Source organism: Pseudoalteromonas sp. 0303 (assembly GCF_013349995.1).
Classification (GTDB): domain Bacteria; phylum Pseudomonadota; class Gammaproteobacteria; order Enterobacterales; family Alteromonadaceae; genus Pseudoalteromonas.
In genome coordinates this window covers 23,058-40,558 of record NZ_JABVXF010000017.1, presented here as the reverse complement: position 1 = coordinate 40,558, position 17,501 = coordinate 23,058, and the positions used below count along the sequence as shown (strand labels likewise).

The window sequence follows — 17,501 nt, the reverse complement described above, 5'->3', positions numbered from 1 at the left end:
ACCTATTACTAGCAATTATTATTAGCTTTTTAAGCTTCGCTTATCCAGTTAATTGATATTGTGAGAGTTTAATTAACTAAAAAGCAACTATAAGCAATAAACAAAAATTGAGAATTTAAATTACACTGCTAAAATGTATTTAGTTTTAGATTTTTTAATGGCTTGGCTCTCATAAGACTACTTCTATTTTACTTTTCTGTTATCACGCTTTTATTTTCTAGTGAAGCTTTAGGCACACAACTCAAAGCGGGTATCGTTAACTATAATTTTTTTCCTTACCATACTCGGGATGCTGATGGACAGTTTTCGGGCGTTATTGTTGGCTACAGTAATGAAATCGCGCGTTTGGCTGAAGCGGATCTAGAATACCGTGTTTATGACAGCTTAGACGAGCTATTAGATGCACTTAAAGCCGGTGAAATTGATTTTGCGGTGGGTTTAAATAAAACGGCGCAACGTAAAAAGCATTTCTTATTTTCAACCCCCTTCATGGAAGCACCAAGAGGCATTGTTGCTAATCAGTCTATCGCAAATGATGCTTTGAAAAACTTAGCGAGTCTGCGCTGGGTGTGTATTACGGGTAGTTCACATTGTGAATATTTAGTTGAAAATGGCGCGCTATTTATCAATCGTTTTATAAAACCTGAAGACGCCTTTAAAAAAGTAGCGGATGGTTCGTTTGATGGGTTTATGGGTGATTACTCGGTTTTATCTCATCAACTAAAAAATCGCTCTCAAGAAAACCTGAAAGTTGTGAGTCCAGTTTGGTTATCGAGCGAAACCTTGCATGTAATGTTTAATAAAAACAAAACAGCATTACGCAATCAGGTTAATTCTGTATTAGCCGCTATTTCACCAACAACTAAACAGTTGTGGGAAAGTTCTGCTAGTGAAGAATATTTAGCCGCTAAAGCGTATAGTCAATTTAAGCATGATTTTAATCGTATTGATAAAAAAGAAGAAAATAATTACTTACTGACATTTTCTTTCGTCGATGGTCTATATCCAATTCATGCGACTAATAACTTAGGGGAAGCTGACGGCTATTTAAACGATACCCTTGCGCTTTTAGCACAGCGCAGTGGCTTTCAGTTTAAGTATATACCTGCAGCTAATTCGAAAGAGTTGGAACGATTATTTTTAGCCAATAAAATTGATTTAATTCCGACCATGAACCCGACGAAAATTGATGAGGGGGTGTTGATAGCACTGCCTGCTCATTACAGTTTAGAGATGGTGTTAATCTCTAAACGAACAAGCCAAACTAAACGAATTGGTTATTTAGAAGTGTTTGCTGATCCTAAGCAAAAGCTTGTAACGAATGAACTTGTTGAAACTGTATCATTTGACTCAATTAAAACGCTATTTTATGCACTGAGAAATGACAATATTGATGCTGTGATACTACCGCAAAGTATTGCTGCATACCAATTAAACCAGTTCTATATTGGTGAGTTTTATATTAATCCAAAATACCGCTATACCCAGCCAATTTATTTTTTAGTGAATAAGCACTTTTCAGAGTTTGCGACTTTGCTAGACAGCTTATTTAAAACATTGACCAGCAACGATTTTAGCCATGTTGTAAATCGTCATGGAATTTTTAGTATTGAACGTGGCTACGACCGTAAAACAGTGAATACCACGGCAATTCTTATTTTAATTTTAATCGCTGTATCGGTGATTTATTTTATTAGCTGGCGGTTAACAATTAATCGCGAAATTGCAAAGCGTAAAGAAGCTGAAGAAGTGGCGTTGATTAAGCTTAACTTCACCCAAAAACTCATTGACGACTTGCCCACTATGGTGGTGATACAAGATCAGCATCAAAAACGCGTTATGTGGAATCGTGCCTACAAAGAAAATTTTGCGCACCTGTGGGATGAAAATAATCAATATTTGCGTGGCGATATTAAAGTCGTAAAAAAACTGATTTCACAAAATGAGCAGAGTTTGAACTCTGGCAAAGTCATTAATCAGCATATTAATTACACCAATAAAGCAGGCAAAGAATTGGAGCTGCTTTACACTAAAAAGCCTTATTTGGGCTTAGATGGTGAACTAGCAGGCATAATGACAGTACTTACAGATGTTACCGAGCATCGCCACTTGCAGCGTGAGAATAAGTCAGTTCAACAGCTTCTGCAAACCATCACAGATACCATACCCGGCGGGGTATTCCAGTATGAGTATTATGACAACGGTGAGGGGTGTTATACCTATATAAGTAAGGGTGCGCAAAGTTTATTAGGTGTCACTTCACGCATGATTAACCAGCGCGGTATGACGGGATGTATTTCGCCCTTTATTGTTGATGAAGATCGCGTGCAAATCGCCAAAAGTTTTAAAGCCGCGACAAAACAAAACAAACTGATCGATATTGAGTTTCGGATAAATAATCTCGGCCAGCAAATTTGGTGTCGTTATATTGCAAATGCAGAAATTAATAAACGAGATGATAAGCAAGGTGTGCGTTGGAATGGTATCTTGCTCGATATTAGCTTACTGAAACGTCAACAAGCTGACTTGAGTAAGGCTACACAGCTTGCACATCAAGCTGATCTAGCAAAAAGCCGTTTTATTGCTACTATGAGCCACGAGTTAAGGACACCAATGTCTGGCGTTAATGGCTTTATAGAGCTGTTAAAATCATCACCGCTTGATGAAGAACAACATTATCTCGTTGAGCACATCGACAGCTCCGTTACAAAACTTCGTACATTAGTTGATGATATTTTATATTTTGCAAACACCAGTAGTGGCAAAATTGAAGTAGAGTCAAGAGAAGTTGATTTAGAAGCACACCTATGCCGTGTTATGCGTGCCCACGAATACCTCGCTAAACAAAAAGGGCTGATGTTCAATATAGTATGGCGTACTGCTGCCTATACTTTAGCTTCGGTAGATATAAGTCATTTAATGCAAGTCCTTTCTAATGTTCTAAATAACGCCGTAAAATTTACAGAGCAAGGCAAAATAAGCTGTGATGTGTTATTTGATAAACAATCATTAAAAATTGAAATATCAGATACAGGTAAAGGTATGACTGTTGAGCAGCTTGCCAATATATTTACCCCTTTTGAACAAGCAGATAACTCGATTCAACGACGTCATGGAGGTACAGGCTTAGGCTTGAGCTTGGCAAAGCAACTTGTTGAAGCTATGCAAGGTGAAATATCCATTTCAAGTACTTTTGGTAAAGGTACTAATGTGTACATCTCTATGCCGCTTAAAAAAGTCAGTAAACATAAACTGCGGTCTGTATCAGTAAATTGGGCTGTGTGCACTCAAAACCAACAATTAATAAATAATCTAGCCAGTATGGGTGTAAAGCATCATCAATTGAACTGGCCAATTGATAAAGAGGCATTTCAAGAAGCTGATAACATCCTTATAGATGAAAGCTATGTTAAACAGGTTTGGGGAGCTAATTGGCAGCAATCAATCAGTGTTGCTAACAACAACTACATTTTAGTCGCAAGCCCTAAAAAGACCCTCTTATCGACAAATTGCAACTGTCATGTTTTACCTTCAGAGCCATTATATCCAGATACATTGCGAGAACTTATAAATAGTGCTCATACTAACTCTGATGATGGCGTTCCTGTACAGAGTGTTCCGTTTCACGGACAAATATTAATTGCCGAGGATAATAAAACAAATCAGTTATTACTCGAAAAGCAATGCCAGAAATTAGGGATTAAGGCAGTTATGGTTGATGATGGTATAGCTGCACTTAGAGCCCTTGAAACAGGGCAGTATGATTTATTATTAACTGACTGTCATATGCCTGACTTAGACGGGTTTAAATTAACTGAACAGTTACGCAGTCAAGATAAATTCAAGGCTTTGCCAATTATAGGTTTTACCGCGGACGATTCTCAAGAGTGTTTAAATACAGCCTTAAAGTCAGGAATGAACTGCGTTTTATTTAAACCATATAAACTTAATGAGTTATATAATCGATTAGTCGAGTTTATAGATTTAAATAGTGAGTCTTTGCAAGACAGCAAAGATAATGCCGATATAAGCATACAAGGTATAAAAGATAAACAGCACTGGTTAAATGTATTTGGTAATGAGAATGACGCAAAAATGTTAGCGGAAGTGTTTATTGGCAGTTTGCAATCAGACTTAAGCTCGTTACAAGAAAACTTAAAAAGTCAAAATTCAGCAAAGATTTCTGCGTCAATACACAAACTTAAAGGCGCAATTGTCATGCTGCAATACCCCCCTTTGTCAGAACTTATTGTGACAACGGAAAGTAGCTTTAATCAGCAGCACGACACATTAATTGTTGAGAAGTTAATTGCTGAATTAAATGATGTCATAGATAAAATTAAGCTATGGCTATAATGAAAAAATAGGATAAATAATAAACATTGAATAGATTATTTCATTAAATCAACATATACTAGTTGGTGTTGAACATTTAACTAACTTTTAATTTTTAAGCGAGCTCTCAATGAAAGAAATCCGATCTTTTGTAAAATCTGCGTCATTATCTGAATTAGAAAAAGCAAAACAGCTAATTGACGCAGCAATCGAGAAATATACTCAACAGCAAGAAGCTAAAAAAGAAGTACTCGATTTACTAAAAGAAAAAGGACTTACATTAGAAGATCTACAGGATGTAGCAACAACAGATAAACGTACTAAGGTTAAACCAAAGTACCGCATCGAATTTAATGGCGAAATTGTTGAGTGGACAGGCCGTGGCAAACGTCCTAAAGCATTCCAAGGTGTCGATTTAACAAAACACCTCGCTTAATTTTTGCTTTAAAGAATATCAAGGGAAGCGTATGCTTCCCTTTTTTATGTCGATTATAGTCCGATAACATGAAGTACGTACTCAGACCCTACCAACAAGAGGCCGTAGCACGCACGGTTGCTCACTTTCGACAAACTGACGACGCCGCGCTGATTGTTTTACCAACAGGGGCTGGAAAAAGCCTTGTTATTGCTGAACTTGCGTGCATTGCTAAACAAAAGATTATGGTGCTCGCGCATGTTAAAGAATTAGTAGAGCAAAACGCCGAGAAATATATGAGCTTTGGCTTTAAGGCGAGTATTTTTTCAGCGGGGTTAAAGCAAAAGTCTTTAACAGAGCAAGTCACCTTTGCGAGTGTGCAATCACTGGCACGCAATACAGAAAAGCTCACTGATGCTTACTCTTTGTTGATCATTGATGAATGCCACCGTGTAAGCGGTGATGAACAAAGTCAGTACGGGCAGGTGATAGCGAGTCTAAAAAAACAAAACCCCAATCTTAAAGTACTTGGTTTAACCGCAACACCATTTCGTATGGGGATGGGCTGGGTTTATCATCATCACTATCATGGTTTTGTTAGAGGTGATAAAGATGCACCGTTTAAGAAGTGTATTTTTGAGCTACCACTGCGCTATATGATCAAGAACGGCTATTTAACGCCGCCCCATGAAGTCGATGCAGCCATTAGCCATTATGACTTTTCATCATTACCGAGTGATTCATTTGGTCGGTATAGTATTGAGAATATGAATGCGTTATTGAAAGATAATACACGCGCAACAAAAGCGATTATCAAGCAAGTTATAGAATACAGTGAACAGCGTCATGGCGTGATGATCTTCGCAGCAACCGTAATGCATGCCAAAGAAATTACCAGTTACTTACCTGAGGATAGTACAGCACTTATCACGGGTGATACTGATAATAACGAGCGTGACCGAATTATTAATCAATTTAAAGCAAAACAAATAAAATATTTAGTAAATGTATCTGTACTCACGACGGGTTTTGATGCGCCTCATGTCGATTATATTGCGATTTTACGTCCCACCGAGTCGGTCAGTTTATACCAACAGATTGTTGGTCGAGGCCTTCGTTTAAGCGAAGGAAAAAAAGACTGCTTAGTTATTGATTATGCAGGTAACGGCTTTGATTTATTTTACCCTGAAGTAGGGAGTAAAAAAGCGCAAAGTGATAATGAGCCTGTTCAAGTGATGTGTCCAGGCTGTGGATTTGCGAATATTTTTTGGGGTAAAACAGACAGCGAAGGCAAAGTGGTGGAGCATTTTGGTAGGCGTTGCCAAGGCTTGCTGAACGATGCTGAAGAACAAGTACAGTGTGATTATCGTTTTCGGTTTAAAGAATGTGAGCAGTGTGGTGAACAAAATGATATTGCTGCAAGGCAGTGTCAGTCATGTGGTACCATGATGGCAGACCCTGATGATAAACTACGAGAAGCACTAAATTTAAAAGATGCCTTGGTATTAAGGTGTAGTGGTTTGTCAGCTCAGGTGCTCGCAAAAGGGTTACTTAAAATTAGCTATTATGATGAAGATGGAGCCAGTTGTGATGAGGTATTTAACTTAGCAAATGACACCGGACGATTTATTTTTAATAAGCAATTTGGTAAGCGAGCAGCACCAGGTTTTACCCCAATAGATTGGCAAAGCGCGGAGCAAGTTGTCAATTTACAACAACAACTACTGGCCCCCGATTTTGTGATTGCGCGTAAAAATAAAAAATACGGTTGGAAAGTGGCTGAAAAGCTATTTGATTATCAGGGCAATTTTCGTAAGGCGAATCAATTAAATTGATCCCCTTACGAGATTGTGGGAATGGCTTATTCTTCTTCGGCCATCAACCCCCAACCATCGCCATAACCATTATGGCTATTAGCAATGCTTTCTAAGTATTGTTCTGTTTGGCTAAGTAAGGTGTGATCTGGCACCATCTTCACACGAGTAATTACTTCCCACACCCCTGTATCTGGGCATTTGGTTAACTCTGTTGAAGGGGCAAGTTCATCACTTGTAATGGTTTCAGCAAATTTTTCTGCTTCAGGCTTTTGTTCAAAAAGAATATAGAAATCGATAGTTTGCATACTGGTTAAATCGACACCAGCGTCAGCAATTTCAGCTAATAATTGACCGTTTTCGTCATCAGGGAAGTGCATTTAGTCGCTCATTCATTATAAATCTAGGTATTATCCGCTATTGTAGCGAAAATAATTGTTTAACGCGTACTAATTTTAACATTTCAATTATGTCAGTGGCTATTGCACTGTGCTAGTATCTTTTTGTACTCATTTTAGATTATGACTCTTCCAAAAAAGTAAGGATATTTTTTGTATACTCGGCATTTCTTTTTTGTCTTTGTGTTTATCTGCTTTTCATACAGCCAGCACGCAATTAGTGCCTCAACTGTTATTAAAGATTATAAAATTCAGGGGATCAGCGATGAGCTCGAAAAAAACGTTGAGCTTTACATTAAGCAACTGGTCGATGAAAAAACCTCCAAGGCGTTAAGGCGTCACGCAAAAAACCAAGTTGAAATGAGTTTAAAGGCGCTTGGTTATTATAAGCCGATAATCAAAATTAGTTTCGATGATGCTCAGCAGCTTTTAATTGTTGATGTTCAACGTGGTCCTGCTACCCGAATTGCAGATATTAACGTGACTATCACGGGCGCCGGTAAAGATGACGCTGAGTTCATGTCTGCCGTCAACAGCATCAAAATCAAACAAGGTGACTTTTTAAATCACGGTAAATATGAGGCCGCAAGAAAACGTATTGAAAGCCAACTATTAGACTTGGGTTATTTTGATGCAAAATGGCATGAGCATAAATTGGCAGTTTCGCTAAAAAATAATAGTGCAAAAGTCATTTTCAATGTCGATACTGGGCCCCGTTATCAGTTTGGTGACATCACAATTGGTAGTGAGACTCCAGCCGAAAAATACATTCGTTCGCTGGCTGAATTTAAACAAGGTCAGCCTTATAAAGCGACCGAGGTTTCTGATTATAACTTAGCACTGTCGAGTACCCCTTACTTTGCGAGTGTTCGTGTGTATGCAGATATTGCAAAACGTAAAAATAACCACGTGCCTGTCAACGTTGATGTATTACACAAACCTGCCAATAGTTACGAAGTGGGTGGCGGTTATAGCACTGACCTTGGACCAAAAGTCCGTTTCAAATGGACCAAGCCTTGGATCACTGAAGATGGTCACTATTTAGAAAGTAACCTTAATGTATCTGAGCGCCAGCAAGATATTTCACTTGGCTATACGGTGCCAGTTGACGACCCTAATGATGATCTTTGGCGCTTTTCTGTGGGTTACAAGCTCGAAGATGAATTAACCAATGATTTATACAGCCGTATATTAACCGGACAGTTGCAAAGGCAATGGCTAACTGAAGACGACTGGGTACGTACTGCTTTTTTAAGACGCGATTACGAGACCTATCGAATAGGGGATGAAGAACAAAGCGCAAAAATGCTGATGCCTGGTATCAGCTATGCTAAAAAAGACACCGAGGGGGGCACAACGCCTTATGAAGGCTATCAATGGATGATGTCAGTAGAGTTTGGTTTAAAAGATATGATGTCTTCAACCAATATTTTGCGCTTACAACTGCAAAATGCCTGGTTAACTACTTTTGCAGATCGCCATATGCTGTTTTTAAGAGCTAACCTAGGTGCCATGCTGGTCGATAATATAAATGATGTGCCGTTATCACTGCGTTTTTATGCCGGTGGTGATCAGAGTGTACGTGGTTTTGCCTATGAATCTATCTCCCCTGAAAATGAGGAAGGGCGCTTAATTGGTGGTAAATATTTAATGAGTGGCACTGTTGAATATAACTATCAATTTGCTGAGCATTGGCGCGCAGCCTTATTTGTCGATAGTGGTACAGCGACTAATGATTTTAGTGATCGCGTCGAAGTTGGTGCCGGTTTTGGTTTTCGCTATTTAACACCGGTTGGCCCTGTACGTATCGACCATGCTTGGGGTTTAACAAAAGAAAGTAAAAGTACCCGACTAAGTATTACTATAGGGCCTGAAATCTAATGAAGATGTTAAAAAAGATAACCAAGGTTCTATCAATCACGTTGGCAAGTCTGCTAGTTATTGTGTTTTGTTTATTATTCACCGCACCTGGTAATCACTTTATTGCATACACAGCGAATAAGTTAGTTGATGGCTTAAAAATTAACCTACCATCTGGGCGTTTTTTATATAACGATGCGTTTGATGTTCATTTTGAAAATCAAGGCATCAAGCTTGAGGCAAAGCAGCTAAAAATTGATTTATTCTGGTGGCGTTGTGATGGTATCTGCCTAGATAATTTAAGTGCCCAGTCGATTGATCTAAGCATTAAAAGCCAAGCTGTATCAACTGAGCAGAGCACTGAAGCAGAGCCTGAAGCTGAGCAAGCTGGTCAAATCAACTTACCAATGAAAGTTGCTGTTAAGCGAGTTGCAATTAATCGCTTTAATCTTGCGCATCCGAGTGCCGATGTAACAGTCAACAAATTAAACTTAAGTGGTCGCGGCGAAGCATCGGATATTACAGTGGATACACTGACCATTGCTGATGTTGCTGTGATGCTACACGAAGCAAAAGAACAGCCTAAATCAGCCCCATTAACAGAGCTGCCAGCATTACCCGCAATTGATATTACGCTCCCAATTAATGTTGAGTTAAAGCAATTTCAAATCAGTAAAGTTGCTGTTACCCCTTATGGTGCTGAAGAGGCTCAGCTTGTAGAAAATATCGAATTAGTTGCGTCTGTTAAGGGGAGCGATATTAATCTTGAAAAGCTTGCTGCAAGTTATCAGCAATGGCAATTGCACTCTAATTTAATGGCAGAGCTTTCTGGTGAAAATACAATTGAGGGAGCAGTGTCTGTAATAAGCACTGAGCATCAAGCTAAGTTATCGCTTTGGGGCCCGCTTGAGGATTTAAAGTTAGATTTAGTAACGCAAGGAACATACCCAGCAGAGTTAAAAGGGGCTGTGAACCTAAAACAAACAAATTACCCATTTGATTTAACAGGCCAGATAGCAAAGTGGCAAATTACGACAGATACACAACAGTTGCAATTATCGGACTTTGATTTAAAAGCCAAAGGCCATGCCGATGCTTATGCTGTCGATTTGAGCTTAGTCACGCAGTTAGGTGCATTACCTGCGATGACCATGAAATCGCAATTACAGGGTAGTTTAACAAACGCAAAACTTGAGCAGTTAAGCCTCAATGCTAATGACAGTAAAGCAGACATTAACGCATCAGTTGATTGGTCGAACGGGGTAAAAAGCGAGTTTAAAGGGGTTTTAAGCCACTTAAAAGCCCAATACTTAACGGATGCATTAAGCAGTGATTTATCTGGTGAATTTAATGGTTCATTTAACTTACAGGCAGGTGAGTGGCAGCTTGCCTTAGATAACACGCAATTAAATGGTTCAGTTAATGAAGTGCCTGTGACCTTGTTGTCGGATTTTGAACTTGATAGCAGCCTGCATGCGAGTTTTAAAAAACTTGAAGTGAAAAGCGGTAAAAATGAAATTGCGCTATCCGGACAAGTGGATGATGTATGGCGTGTTGACGGTAAATTGCGTTTAGATGCCAGTGGTCAAGATATCTTGCCTATGCAAGGCAAGGGCTTTGCAGATTTGAGCTTACGTGGTGAGCGTCTTGCGCCAACGGTTGATTTAAATCTAGTCCTTAATACTTTGAGTTATCAAGATATTCAGGTTGATGGTTTAACATTAAAAGGGCAATTTGATTACGCAGCAGATTGGCAAACGGATGTGTCACTGGTGCTCGATTCTGCATTGATCGCAGAGCATAAAATTAATCAAATTGAGTTAGACGCCAGTGGCGATAAAACAGATCATCATTTAACTTTTTTACTCGATGCAGATCAAGGCAAGGCATCATTTGATGTAGACGGTAAATTTAATAAAGAGACCTGGCAAGGTGCGCTAAGCCAAATTCTTGTTACCGATAATCAGGTGCGCTTTGGCACTGATAAACCGGTTAATATTCAAGTAAATACCAAAACCTTTGACTTTAATGTTGGCGCGCATTGCTGGCAAAGTGATAACTCAAAACTATGTTTTGAGACCTTGCAGCAAACTAAGCAATTAGGCCAGTTAAATGCACAGCTTGCAGCGCTATCTATTGCTGAATTTAAACACTTCTTACCCGATAACTTGAAAGTAACTGGCGATGCAAACGGAGAGTTTGTTGCTAATTGGAATAATGGTGCATTGAAAACGATTCGTGCCAATATCAAAACCAACCAGCTTGAAGCATCTTTAATTGATGACGCAAATGTTTATAAGTTACCGATAGAGGTTTTAGATATCTCGGCAATGAGCGATGCGCAAACGGGTAAACTTAATGCCACTATTGATTCATCTGTATTAGGTAAAGTAACCTCAGAGCTCAACATTGATGATATTCAAAATCAACAGACCTTAGCGGGCGACTTGGTTATTGAGAAAATTGAGTTAACAAACTTACGACCCTTTATTGCATCACTTGAGCAACTAACAGGCGACATAAAAGGCCGGTTAGCAATCGCAGGTACTTTAAAAGAGCCATTACTCAATGGTGATTTTGATGTCGAAAAAATCAATCTAGAAGGGGCAACCTTGCCGGTGTCGCTGCAAAACTCTTATGTGAACATTGCCTTTAATAACCAAAGTGCAAAGCTCACTGGCGAGCTCAAAGACACCGAAGGGGGCGCGCTTAATTTATCTGGCGGTGTTGATTGGCAGCAAGATTTACCGGACGTTGACGTGAGATTAAACGGTAAAGAGTTTTTTGTGCGTGCTCAGCAAGATGTCACCTTTAAAGTGTCTCCAGACTTAACTATGTCGTTAAAAAATAATGCGTTTAATCTTGATGGCCAAGTCGTCGTACCATGGGGACGTATTGCGATTGAAGAGCTACCAGAAGGTGCTGTGCAAGTCAGCGATGATGAAGTCATTGTTGATATTGAGCAGCAACAGTCAGAAAAAGTGCCCTTTGATTATGCAATTAACTTAAAGGTGTTGGTTGAGAATGATGTGCGCGTTGACTCGTTTGGCTTACAGTCGAAAGTTGAAGGCGACTTAAACATTAGCATGGACCAAGTTACGCCGATGATAGCAACGGGTGAGTTGAACCTAGTTCAAGGTACCTATCGTGCTTTTGGTCAAGACTTGCAAATTCGTACCGGTCAGGTGGGCTTTAGCGGCTCAATTGATAAACCGTACTTGAACATTAAGGCAATTCGTAATCCAGACAACACCTCGAATGGCGTGATTGCGGGTATTACCTTAACTGGTAATGTTGAACAGCCTTCATTAAAAGTATTCTCAGAGCCTGCGATGGACCAAGCCCAAGCATTGGCTTATTTATTAAATGGGCAACCTCTTGATGAAGGAGATAGTTCAACAGATGCGATGCTCACCCAATTATTGCTTGCCCAAGGTGTAAACCGTAGTGAGGGTGTGGTATCTAAAATTGGTGAAAGCTTTGGTTTGTCTGATGTCAGCTTAAGTTCAAGCGGCAGCGGGGATGACACCAAAGTCGAAATATCTGGTTACGTTACTCCGGGTATTCAAGTGAAATACAGTGTCGGCATCTTTGATTCACTTAGTGAAGTGGCAGTTCGTTATCAATTGTTGTCGCAATTGTATATCGAGGTCACCAGCGGCCTTTATCAAAATGTTGATATTCTTTATAAATTTGATTGGGACTAATACCTCCACTAGTGACCAAACATCGCTTTTACTTGCTTATTAGGGCATAAGTTAATAGGCTGAATTGTCAATTACTTAAAAGATAATAACAATGAAATTAAGTCTATTAACTCTGTGCCTTGGCGTAGTTCTAGCTGCACCAATTGCTGCAAAAGAAACAAGTCAAAAACGTTCTGCTGGCGAAATTATTAAAACCGCAAATAGTAGTGAGTGGCGAAAAGTCAGTGCCGAAAACGTCATTAAATTAACCTTACCTTCGGGGGCTGCTTATATCGAACTCAACGATACACTAGCGCCCATTCATGCAAATAACATGCGACAGCTTGCCAAAGAAGGGTTCTATCAAGGCCTAAGTGTATACCGATTTGTTGAAGGGTTTGTCGCGCAGGGCGGGGATGTGAGTGAAAATAAACCCGTTAAAAATGCCAAAAAAGGGTTACCCGCTGAGTTTTATCTACGCACAGAGACTCCCTTAGTGATTACAGAGCTGAAAGGGCCTGATGGCTATGCCGCTAAAACGGGCTTTTTAAATGGCTTTGCTGTGGCACAAAACCAAGACCAAACCGAAACATGGCAGGTACATTGCCCAGGAATTTTTGCCATGGCCCGCGGTAATGATATTAATTCCGGTGGTACCGAATTTTATGTCACCATCGGCAATAGCCAGCGCTATTTAGACCGTAATATCACCGTGTTTGGTCGTGTTTTAGAAGGCATGGAGCATTTTAATCTATTGCAGCGTAAAGCTACTGAAGGTCAGGCATTTAATCCCATTACAGATATGCAAGTACTAGCAGATATTAAAGACACAGATAAAAGTGAGTTTCGGGTGATGAAAACAGACTCAAATGCGTTTAAGGCCCTCATCGAGGCGCGTAAAAATCGAGTAGAAGCATGGTTTGTTGAAAGCCCTGATTTTATCGATGTTTGTGCAATGCCAATCCCAACCGAACGGATTAAATAAAGCCATGACCACCTGATAGATTATTTGATACAATATCAGTCTATTGGTTAAGAAATATAAGGGTATCGGGTGGTTAACCTAGGTCCGCTGTTCGGCGAATTAAAAACGTGTTTACGCAAAGATCAATTCATCTTCAAAAAACGCCTTCATGGTATTAAAAAAATCAACGGTGAAACTAAGCAAGCAAACATAGCGCAAAAAATAGCAGAAGATATTAGTCGTTCGCAGCAATTGCGCGAGCAACGTTTGGCTGCATTGCCTAAAGTGACCTACCCAGAGCAACTTCCTGTTAGCCAAAAGAAAGATGACATTAAACAGGCGATTGCCAATAACCAAGTGGTGATCATTGCCGGTGAAACTGGCTCTGGTAAAACGACGCAGATCCCAAAAATGTGTTTAGAGCTTGGCCGCGGTGTTGACGGATACATTGGCCACACCCAGCCTCGCCGACTCGCGGCTCGAAGTGTCGCGAATCGTATTGCTGAAGAAATGCAATGCGAGCTAGGTCAACAAGTGGGTTTTAAAATTCGTTTTAGTGACCAAGTTTCTGACAATAGCTATATTAAATTGATGACAGACGGTATTCTGCTGGCTGAAATTCAACAAGACAGATACCTAAATCAGTACGATACCATCATCATCGATGAAGCCCACGAACGTAGCCTGAATATCGATTTCATCTTAGGCTATTTAAAAAATTTACTGCCAAAACGTCCTGACTTAAAAGTTATTATTACCTCAGCGACGATTGACCCAGAGCGTTTTTCTAAACATTTTGATGATGCACCCATCATCGAAGTATCCGGTCGAACTTTCCCAGTAGAGGTTCGTTATAGACCAACCACTGAAATCAACAAAGACGAGATGGAAGCGGATGGTGACCAATTACAGGGTATTTTTGATGCCGTTGATGAGCTTTGCGATGAAGGCCCTGGCGATATTCTGATTTTTATGAACGGTGAACGAGAAATTCGCGATACCGCTGATGCGTTATCAAAGCGAAACCTCAAAGGCACGGATGTTTTACCGCTATATTCGCGTTTATCAAACGCAGAACAAAACCGAATTTTTGCGCCGCATAGCCGCCGTCATATTATTTTAGCTACCAACGTGGCTGAAACATCACTAACGGTGCCGGGTATTCGCTATGTTATCGACCCAGGTACCGCGCGCATCAGCCGTTATAGCTATCGCACCAAGGTACAACGATTACCGATTGAGCCAATTTCACAAGCCAGTGCCAATCAGCGTAAAGGTCGCTGTGGTCGTATCGAAGCGGGTATCTGTATTCGTTTGTATAGCGAAGAAGACTTTAATTCGCGCCCAGAGTTTACTGATCCTGAAATTTTACGCACCAACTTAGCCTCTGTTATTTTGCAAATGCTTGGTTTAGGGCTTGGCGACATGCAGCAGTTCCCGTTCGTGCAAGCGCCAGATAGCCGCAATATCAACGATGGTTTAACGCTACTTGAAGAACTCGAAGCCATTAAGCCAGCTAAACGTCATAAAAAGACTGAGCTTACTAAATCAGGCAGAAGTTTAAGCCGTTTACCGGTTGATCCACGTTTAGCGAAAATGGTGCTGACTGCCGATGGCTTAGGTGCACTGCGTGAAGTGATTATTATTGTTGCGGCATTGTCGATTCAAGACCCAAGAGAGCGACCACAAGAAAAACGCGGTGCAGCGGATGAAAAGCATGGCCGTTTTGATGACCCTGATTCAGACTTTATCGCCTTTTTAAATCTGTGGAATTACCTTGAAGAGCAGCAATCTGAATTGAGCAATAGCCAGTTTAGAAAGTTATGCCAAAAGGACTTTTTAGCCTATATGCGGATCCGCGAATGGCAAGATATTGTTTATCAGCTATCAACGGTATGTAATGAAATGGGCATGAAGGCCACTACAAATGTTGCTGATAGCGAGCGAATTCATCAATCTTTATTAAGCGGTATGTTAAGTCATATTGGTTTTAAAGATGAAAAACAAATTTATAAAGGCGCCCGCAACAGCCAATTCCATATTTTCCCAGGTTCAGGATTATTTAAAAAGAGCCCAAAATGGATTATGTCGGCAGAGCTTGTTGAGACCAGTAAGCTTTATGCGCGGATCAACGCGCGCATAGACTTGAAATGGGTTGAAGGCTTTGCACAGCATTTAGTAAAGCGCAGCTACAGTGAACCGCATTGGGAGAAAAAGCCGGGTGCAGTTATCGCGTTTGAGCAGCAAACCTTGTATGGCCTATTAATTGTTAATAAGCGCCGCTGTGTATACAGCAATATTGATCCTAAAGTAAGTCGCGAGTTGTTTATTCGCACCGCTTTAGTAGAGCAAGAACTGGGTCAAAATGAAGGCTTTTTACAATATAACCAAGAGTTAATTGAAGATATTCAGGTTCTTGAAAATAAATCTCGCCGCCGTGATATTTTAGTTGATGAACAAACCCTGTTTGAATTCTACGACAAGAAAATTCCACAAGATGTAAATAATCGTGCCGCGTTTAATAAGTGGTGGAAAGGGCAAAAGCAAAAAGATAAGCGCTTTTTGCATATGTCTCGAGAAGAATTAATGCAGCATGGTGCTGATCATGTTACCGAGCTTGATTACCCAGATACTTGGCAGCAAGAGAACTTGTTGTTACCACTGGCTTATCACTTTGATCCAGGGCAAGCCGTTGATGGTGTTGCGGTACAAATTCCAGTTGCACTGTTAAATCAAGTACAAGAAACTGGCTTTGATTGGCATATTCCTGCATTTAGGCATGAGTTAATTTGTGCGCTTATCAAGTCGCTACCAAAAACGATCCGTCGCAACTTTGTGCCAGCGCCAAACTACGCCGATGCGGTACTTGCTGCAATCGAGCCGATGCAAGGCAACTTAATTGATGCAATTAGTACGCGCTTATTACGTATGACAGGTGTGCGTGTTGAGCCAGATGCATGGGATTTATCAACCCTTGCTCCGCATTTACGCTTACAGTTTGAAGTACGCGATGAACACGATAAGTTACTCGCTCGCGGGTTAAATCTATCTAAACTAAAAGCCCAGTTACAAGGTAAGGTAACGGATACCTTATCGAAAGTAGCCGACAAGGGTATAGAGAAAGCTGATTTGACCGAGTGGAGCTTTGGTGAGTTACCGAGCTCTTACGTGAAAAAGCAAGGTCAATACGAAATCAAAGCGTTTCCAGCGCTGGTGGATAAAAAAGACTCAGCAGCGGTTGAGTTATTTGATAATGAACACAAAGCACAGCAGGCGCACCAACAAGGTTTACGTCGCTTAGTGTTATTAAACGTGCCATCACCAATTAAGTATTTACAACAAAACTTACCGAACAAATCTAAATTAGGTTTGTACTTTAATCCGTTTGGTAAGGTCAATGACTTAATTGATGACTGTATCGCTGCAGCCGTCGATAGCCTATTAACTAAATACGGCAACATTCGCACTGCAGATGCGTTTGAAAAGGCAAAAGAACAAATTCGCGGCGAGCTCGGTGATACGGTTGTTGAGATCGCTACCCAAGTAGAGCAAGTGTTGAGTATTGCTCATGGCTTAAATAAACGTATGAAAGGACGCGTTGATTTAACCATGATCACGGCGCACGGTGATATTAAATCACAGTTACAAAGCTTAGTTTTCAAAGGCTTTGTTAGCCAGCACGGCGCAGCAAAAATGACGGATTTAATTCGTTACTTAAAAGCCATTGAACGCCGCTTAGAAAAGCTCCCTGTTGATCCTAATCGTGATAGGTTGTGTGTGCTTGAGCTTGAAAAAGTAGCTGAGCAATATCAAAAATTAGCCAATAAAATTCCTAAGGGTATGCCAATTCCTGAAGAGATCAGTGCGATATTTTGGATGCAACAGGAGTTACGTGTTTCTTTATTTGCACAAACACTAGGGACGCCTTATCCTGTATCTGCTAAACGTGTTTTAAACGCAATCAAAGAATGTGAGTTATAATACTAAGGAATGGGCAATAGGTTAGCGCCTCTTTGCTTTAAGTTACAA

General features: G+C 40.3%; 8 protein-coding genes. 7 read left to right on the top strand and 1 reads right to left on the bottom strand.

Annotated features, from left to right (window positions below):
• Window positions 1–162: 162 nt before the first annotated feature.
• The 3 genes from HUS62_RS12355 to HUS62_RS12345 all read left to right on the top strand — a co-directional run bounded on the left by HUS62_RS12355 (window position 163) and on the right by HUS62_RS12345 (window position 6,585).
• On the top strand, window positions 163–4,356 hold the full coding sequence (locus tag HUS62_RS12355; RefSeq protein ID WP_175079754.1) for an ATP-binding protein: 4,194 nt from the start codon (window positions 163–165) through the stop codon (window positions 4,354–4,356).
• Window positions 4,357–4,465: 109 nt separating this feature from the next.
• A complete protein-coding gene (locus tag HUS62_RS12350; RefSeq protein ID WP_175079753.1) occupies window positions 4,466–4,771 on the top strand; it encodes an H-NS family nucleoid-associated regulatory protein in 306 nt (101 codons plus the stop codon).
• Window positions 4,772–4,839: 68 nt separating this feature from the next.
• Window positions 4,840–6,585 (top strand): DEAD/DEAH box helicase, encoded by a 1,746-nt coding sequence (locus HUS62_RS12345; protein WP_175079752.1) that lies wholly within the window; start codon window positions 4,840–4,842, stop codon window positions 6,583–6,585.
• 26 nt (window positions 6,586–6,611) lie between these two features.
• Here the strand turns inward: HUS62_RS12345 and HUS62_RS12340 are convergent, their stop codons facing one another.
• Window positions 6,612–6,944 carry a ribonuclease E inhibitor RraB gene (locus HUS62_RS12340; protein ID WP_175079751.1) on the bottom strand — a complete coding sequence of 111 codons (333 nt, stop codon included), beginning with the start codon at window positions 6,942–6,944 and terminating at the stop codon, window positions 6,612–6,614.
• Between the two features lie 171 nt (window positions 6,945–7,115).
• Here HUS62_RS12340 and HUS62_RS12335 point away from each other — a divergent pair, with 171 nt between their 5' ends.
• The 4 genes from HUS62_RS12335 (at window position 7,116) to hrpA (ending at window position 17,453) form a co-directional block, all read left to right on the top strand.
• A complete protein-coding gene (locus HUS62_RS12335) occupies window positions 7,116–8,843 on the top strand; it encodes an autotransporter assembly complex family protein (protein WP_220095025.1) in 1,728 nt (575 codons plus the stop codon).
• Window positions 8,843–12,529 (top strand): translocation/assembly module TamB domain-containing protein, encoded by a 3,687-nt coding sequence (locus tag HUS62_RS12330; RefSeq protein WP_175079750.1) that lies wholly within the window; start codon window positions 8,843–8,845, stop codon window positions 12,527–12,529. The genes HUS62_RS12335 and HUS62_RS12330 overlap by 1 nt, the downstream gene beginning before the upstream one ends.
• Window positions 12,530–12,620: 91 nt before the next feature.
• Window positions 12,621–13,493 (top strand): peptidylprolyl isomerase, encoded by an 873-nt coding sequence (locus HUS62_RS12325; protein ID WP_175079749.1) that lies wholly within the window; start codon window positions 12,621–12,623, stop codon window positions 13,491–13,493.
• A gap of 69 nt (window positions 13,494–13,562) precedes the next feature.
• On the top strand, window positions 13,563–17,453 hold the full coding sequence (gene hrpA / locus HUS62_RS12320) for an ATP-dependent RNA helicase HrpA (protein ID WP_175079748.1): 3,891 nt from the start codon (window positions 13,563–13,565) through the stop codon (window positions 17,451–17,453).
• Window positions 17,454–17,501: the final 48 nt, after the last annotated feature.

Coding starts and splice junctions, on each gene's coding strand:
- HUS62_RS12345 (WP_175079752.1), top strand. CDS start 4,840: ATGAAGTACGTACTCAGACCCTACCAACAAGAGGCCGTAGCACGCACG.
- HUS62_RS12325 (WP_175079749.1), top strand. CDS start 12,621: ATGAAATTAAGTCTATTAACTCTGTGCCTTGGCGTAGTTCTAGCTGCA.
- HUS62_RS12340 (WP_175079751.1), bottom strand. CDS start 6,944: ATGCACTTCCCTGATGACGAAAACGGTCAATTATTAGCTGAAATTGCT.
- HUS62_RS12330 (WP_175079750.1), top strand. CDS start 8,843: ATGAAGATGTTAAAAAAGATAACCAAGGTTCTATCAATCACGTTGGCA.
- HUS62_RS12350 (WP_175079753.1), top strand. CDS start 4,466: ATGAAAGAAATCCGATCTTTTGTAAAATCTGCGTCATTATCTGAATTA.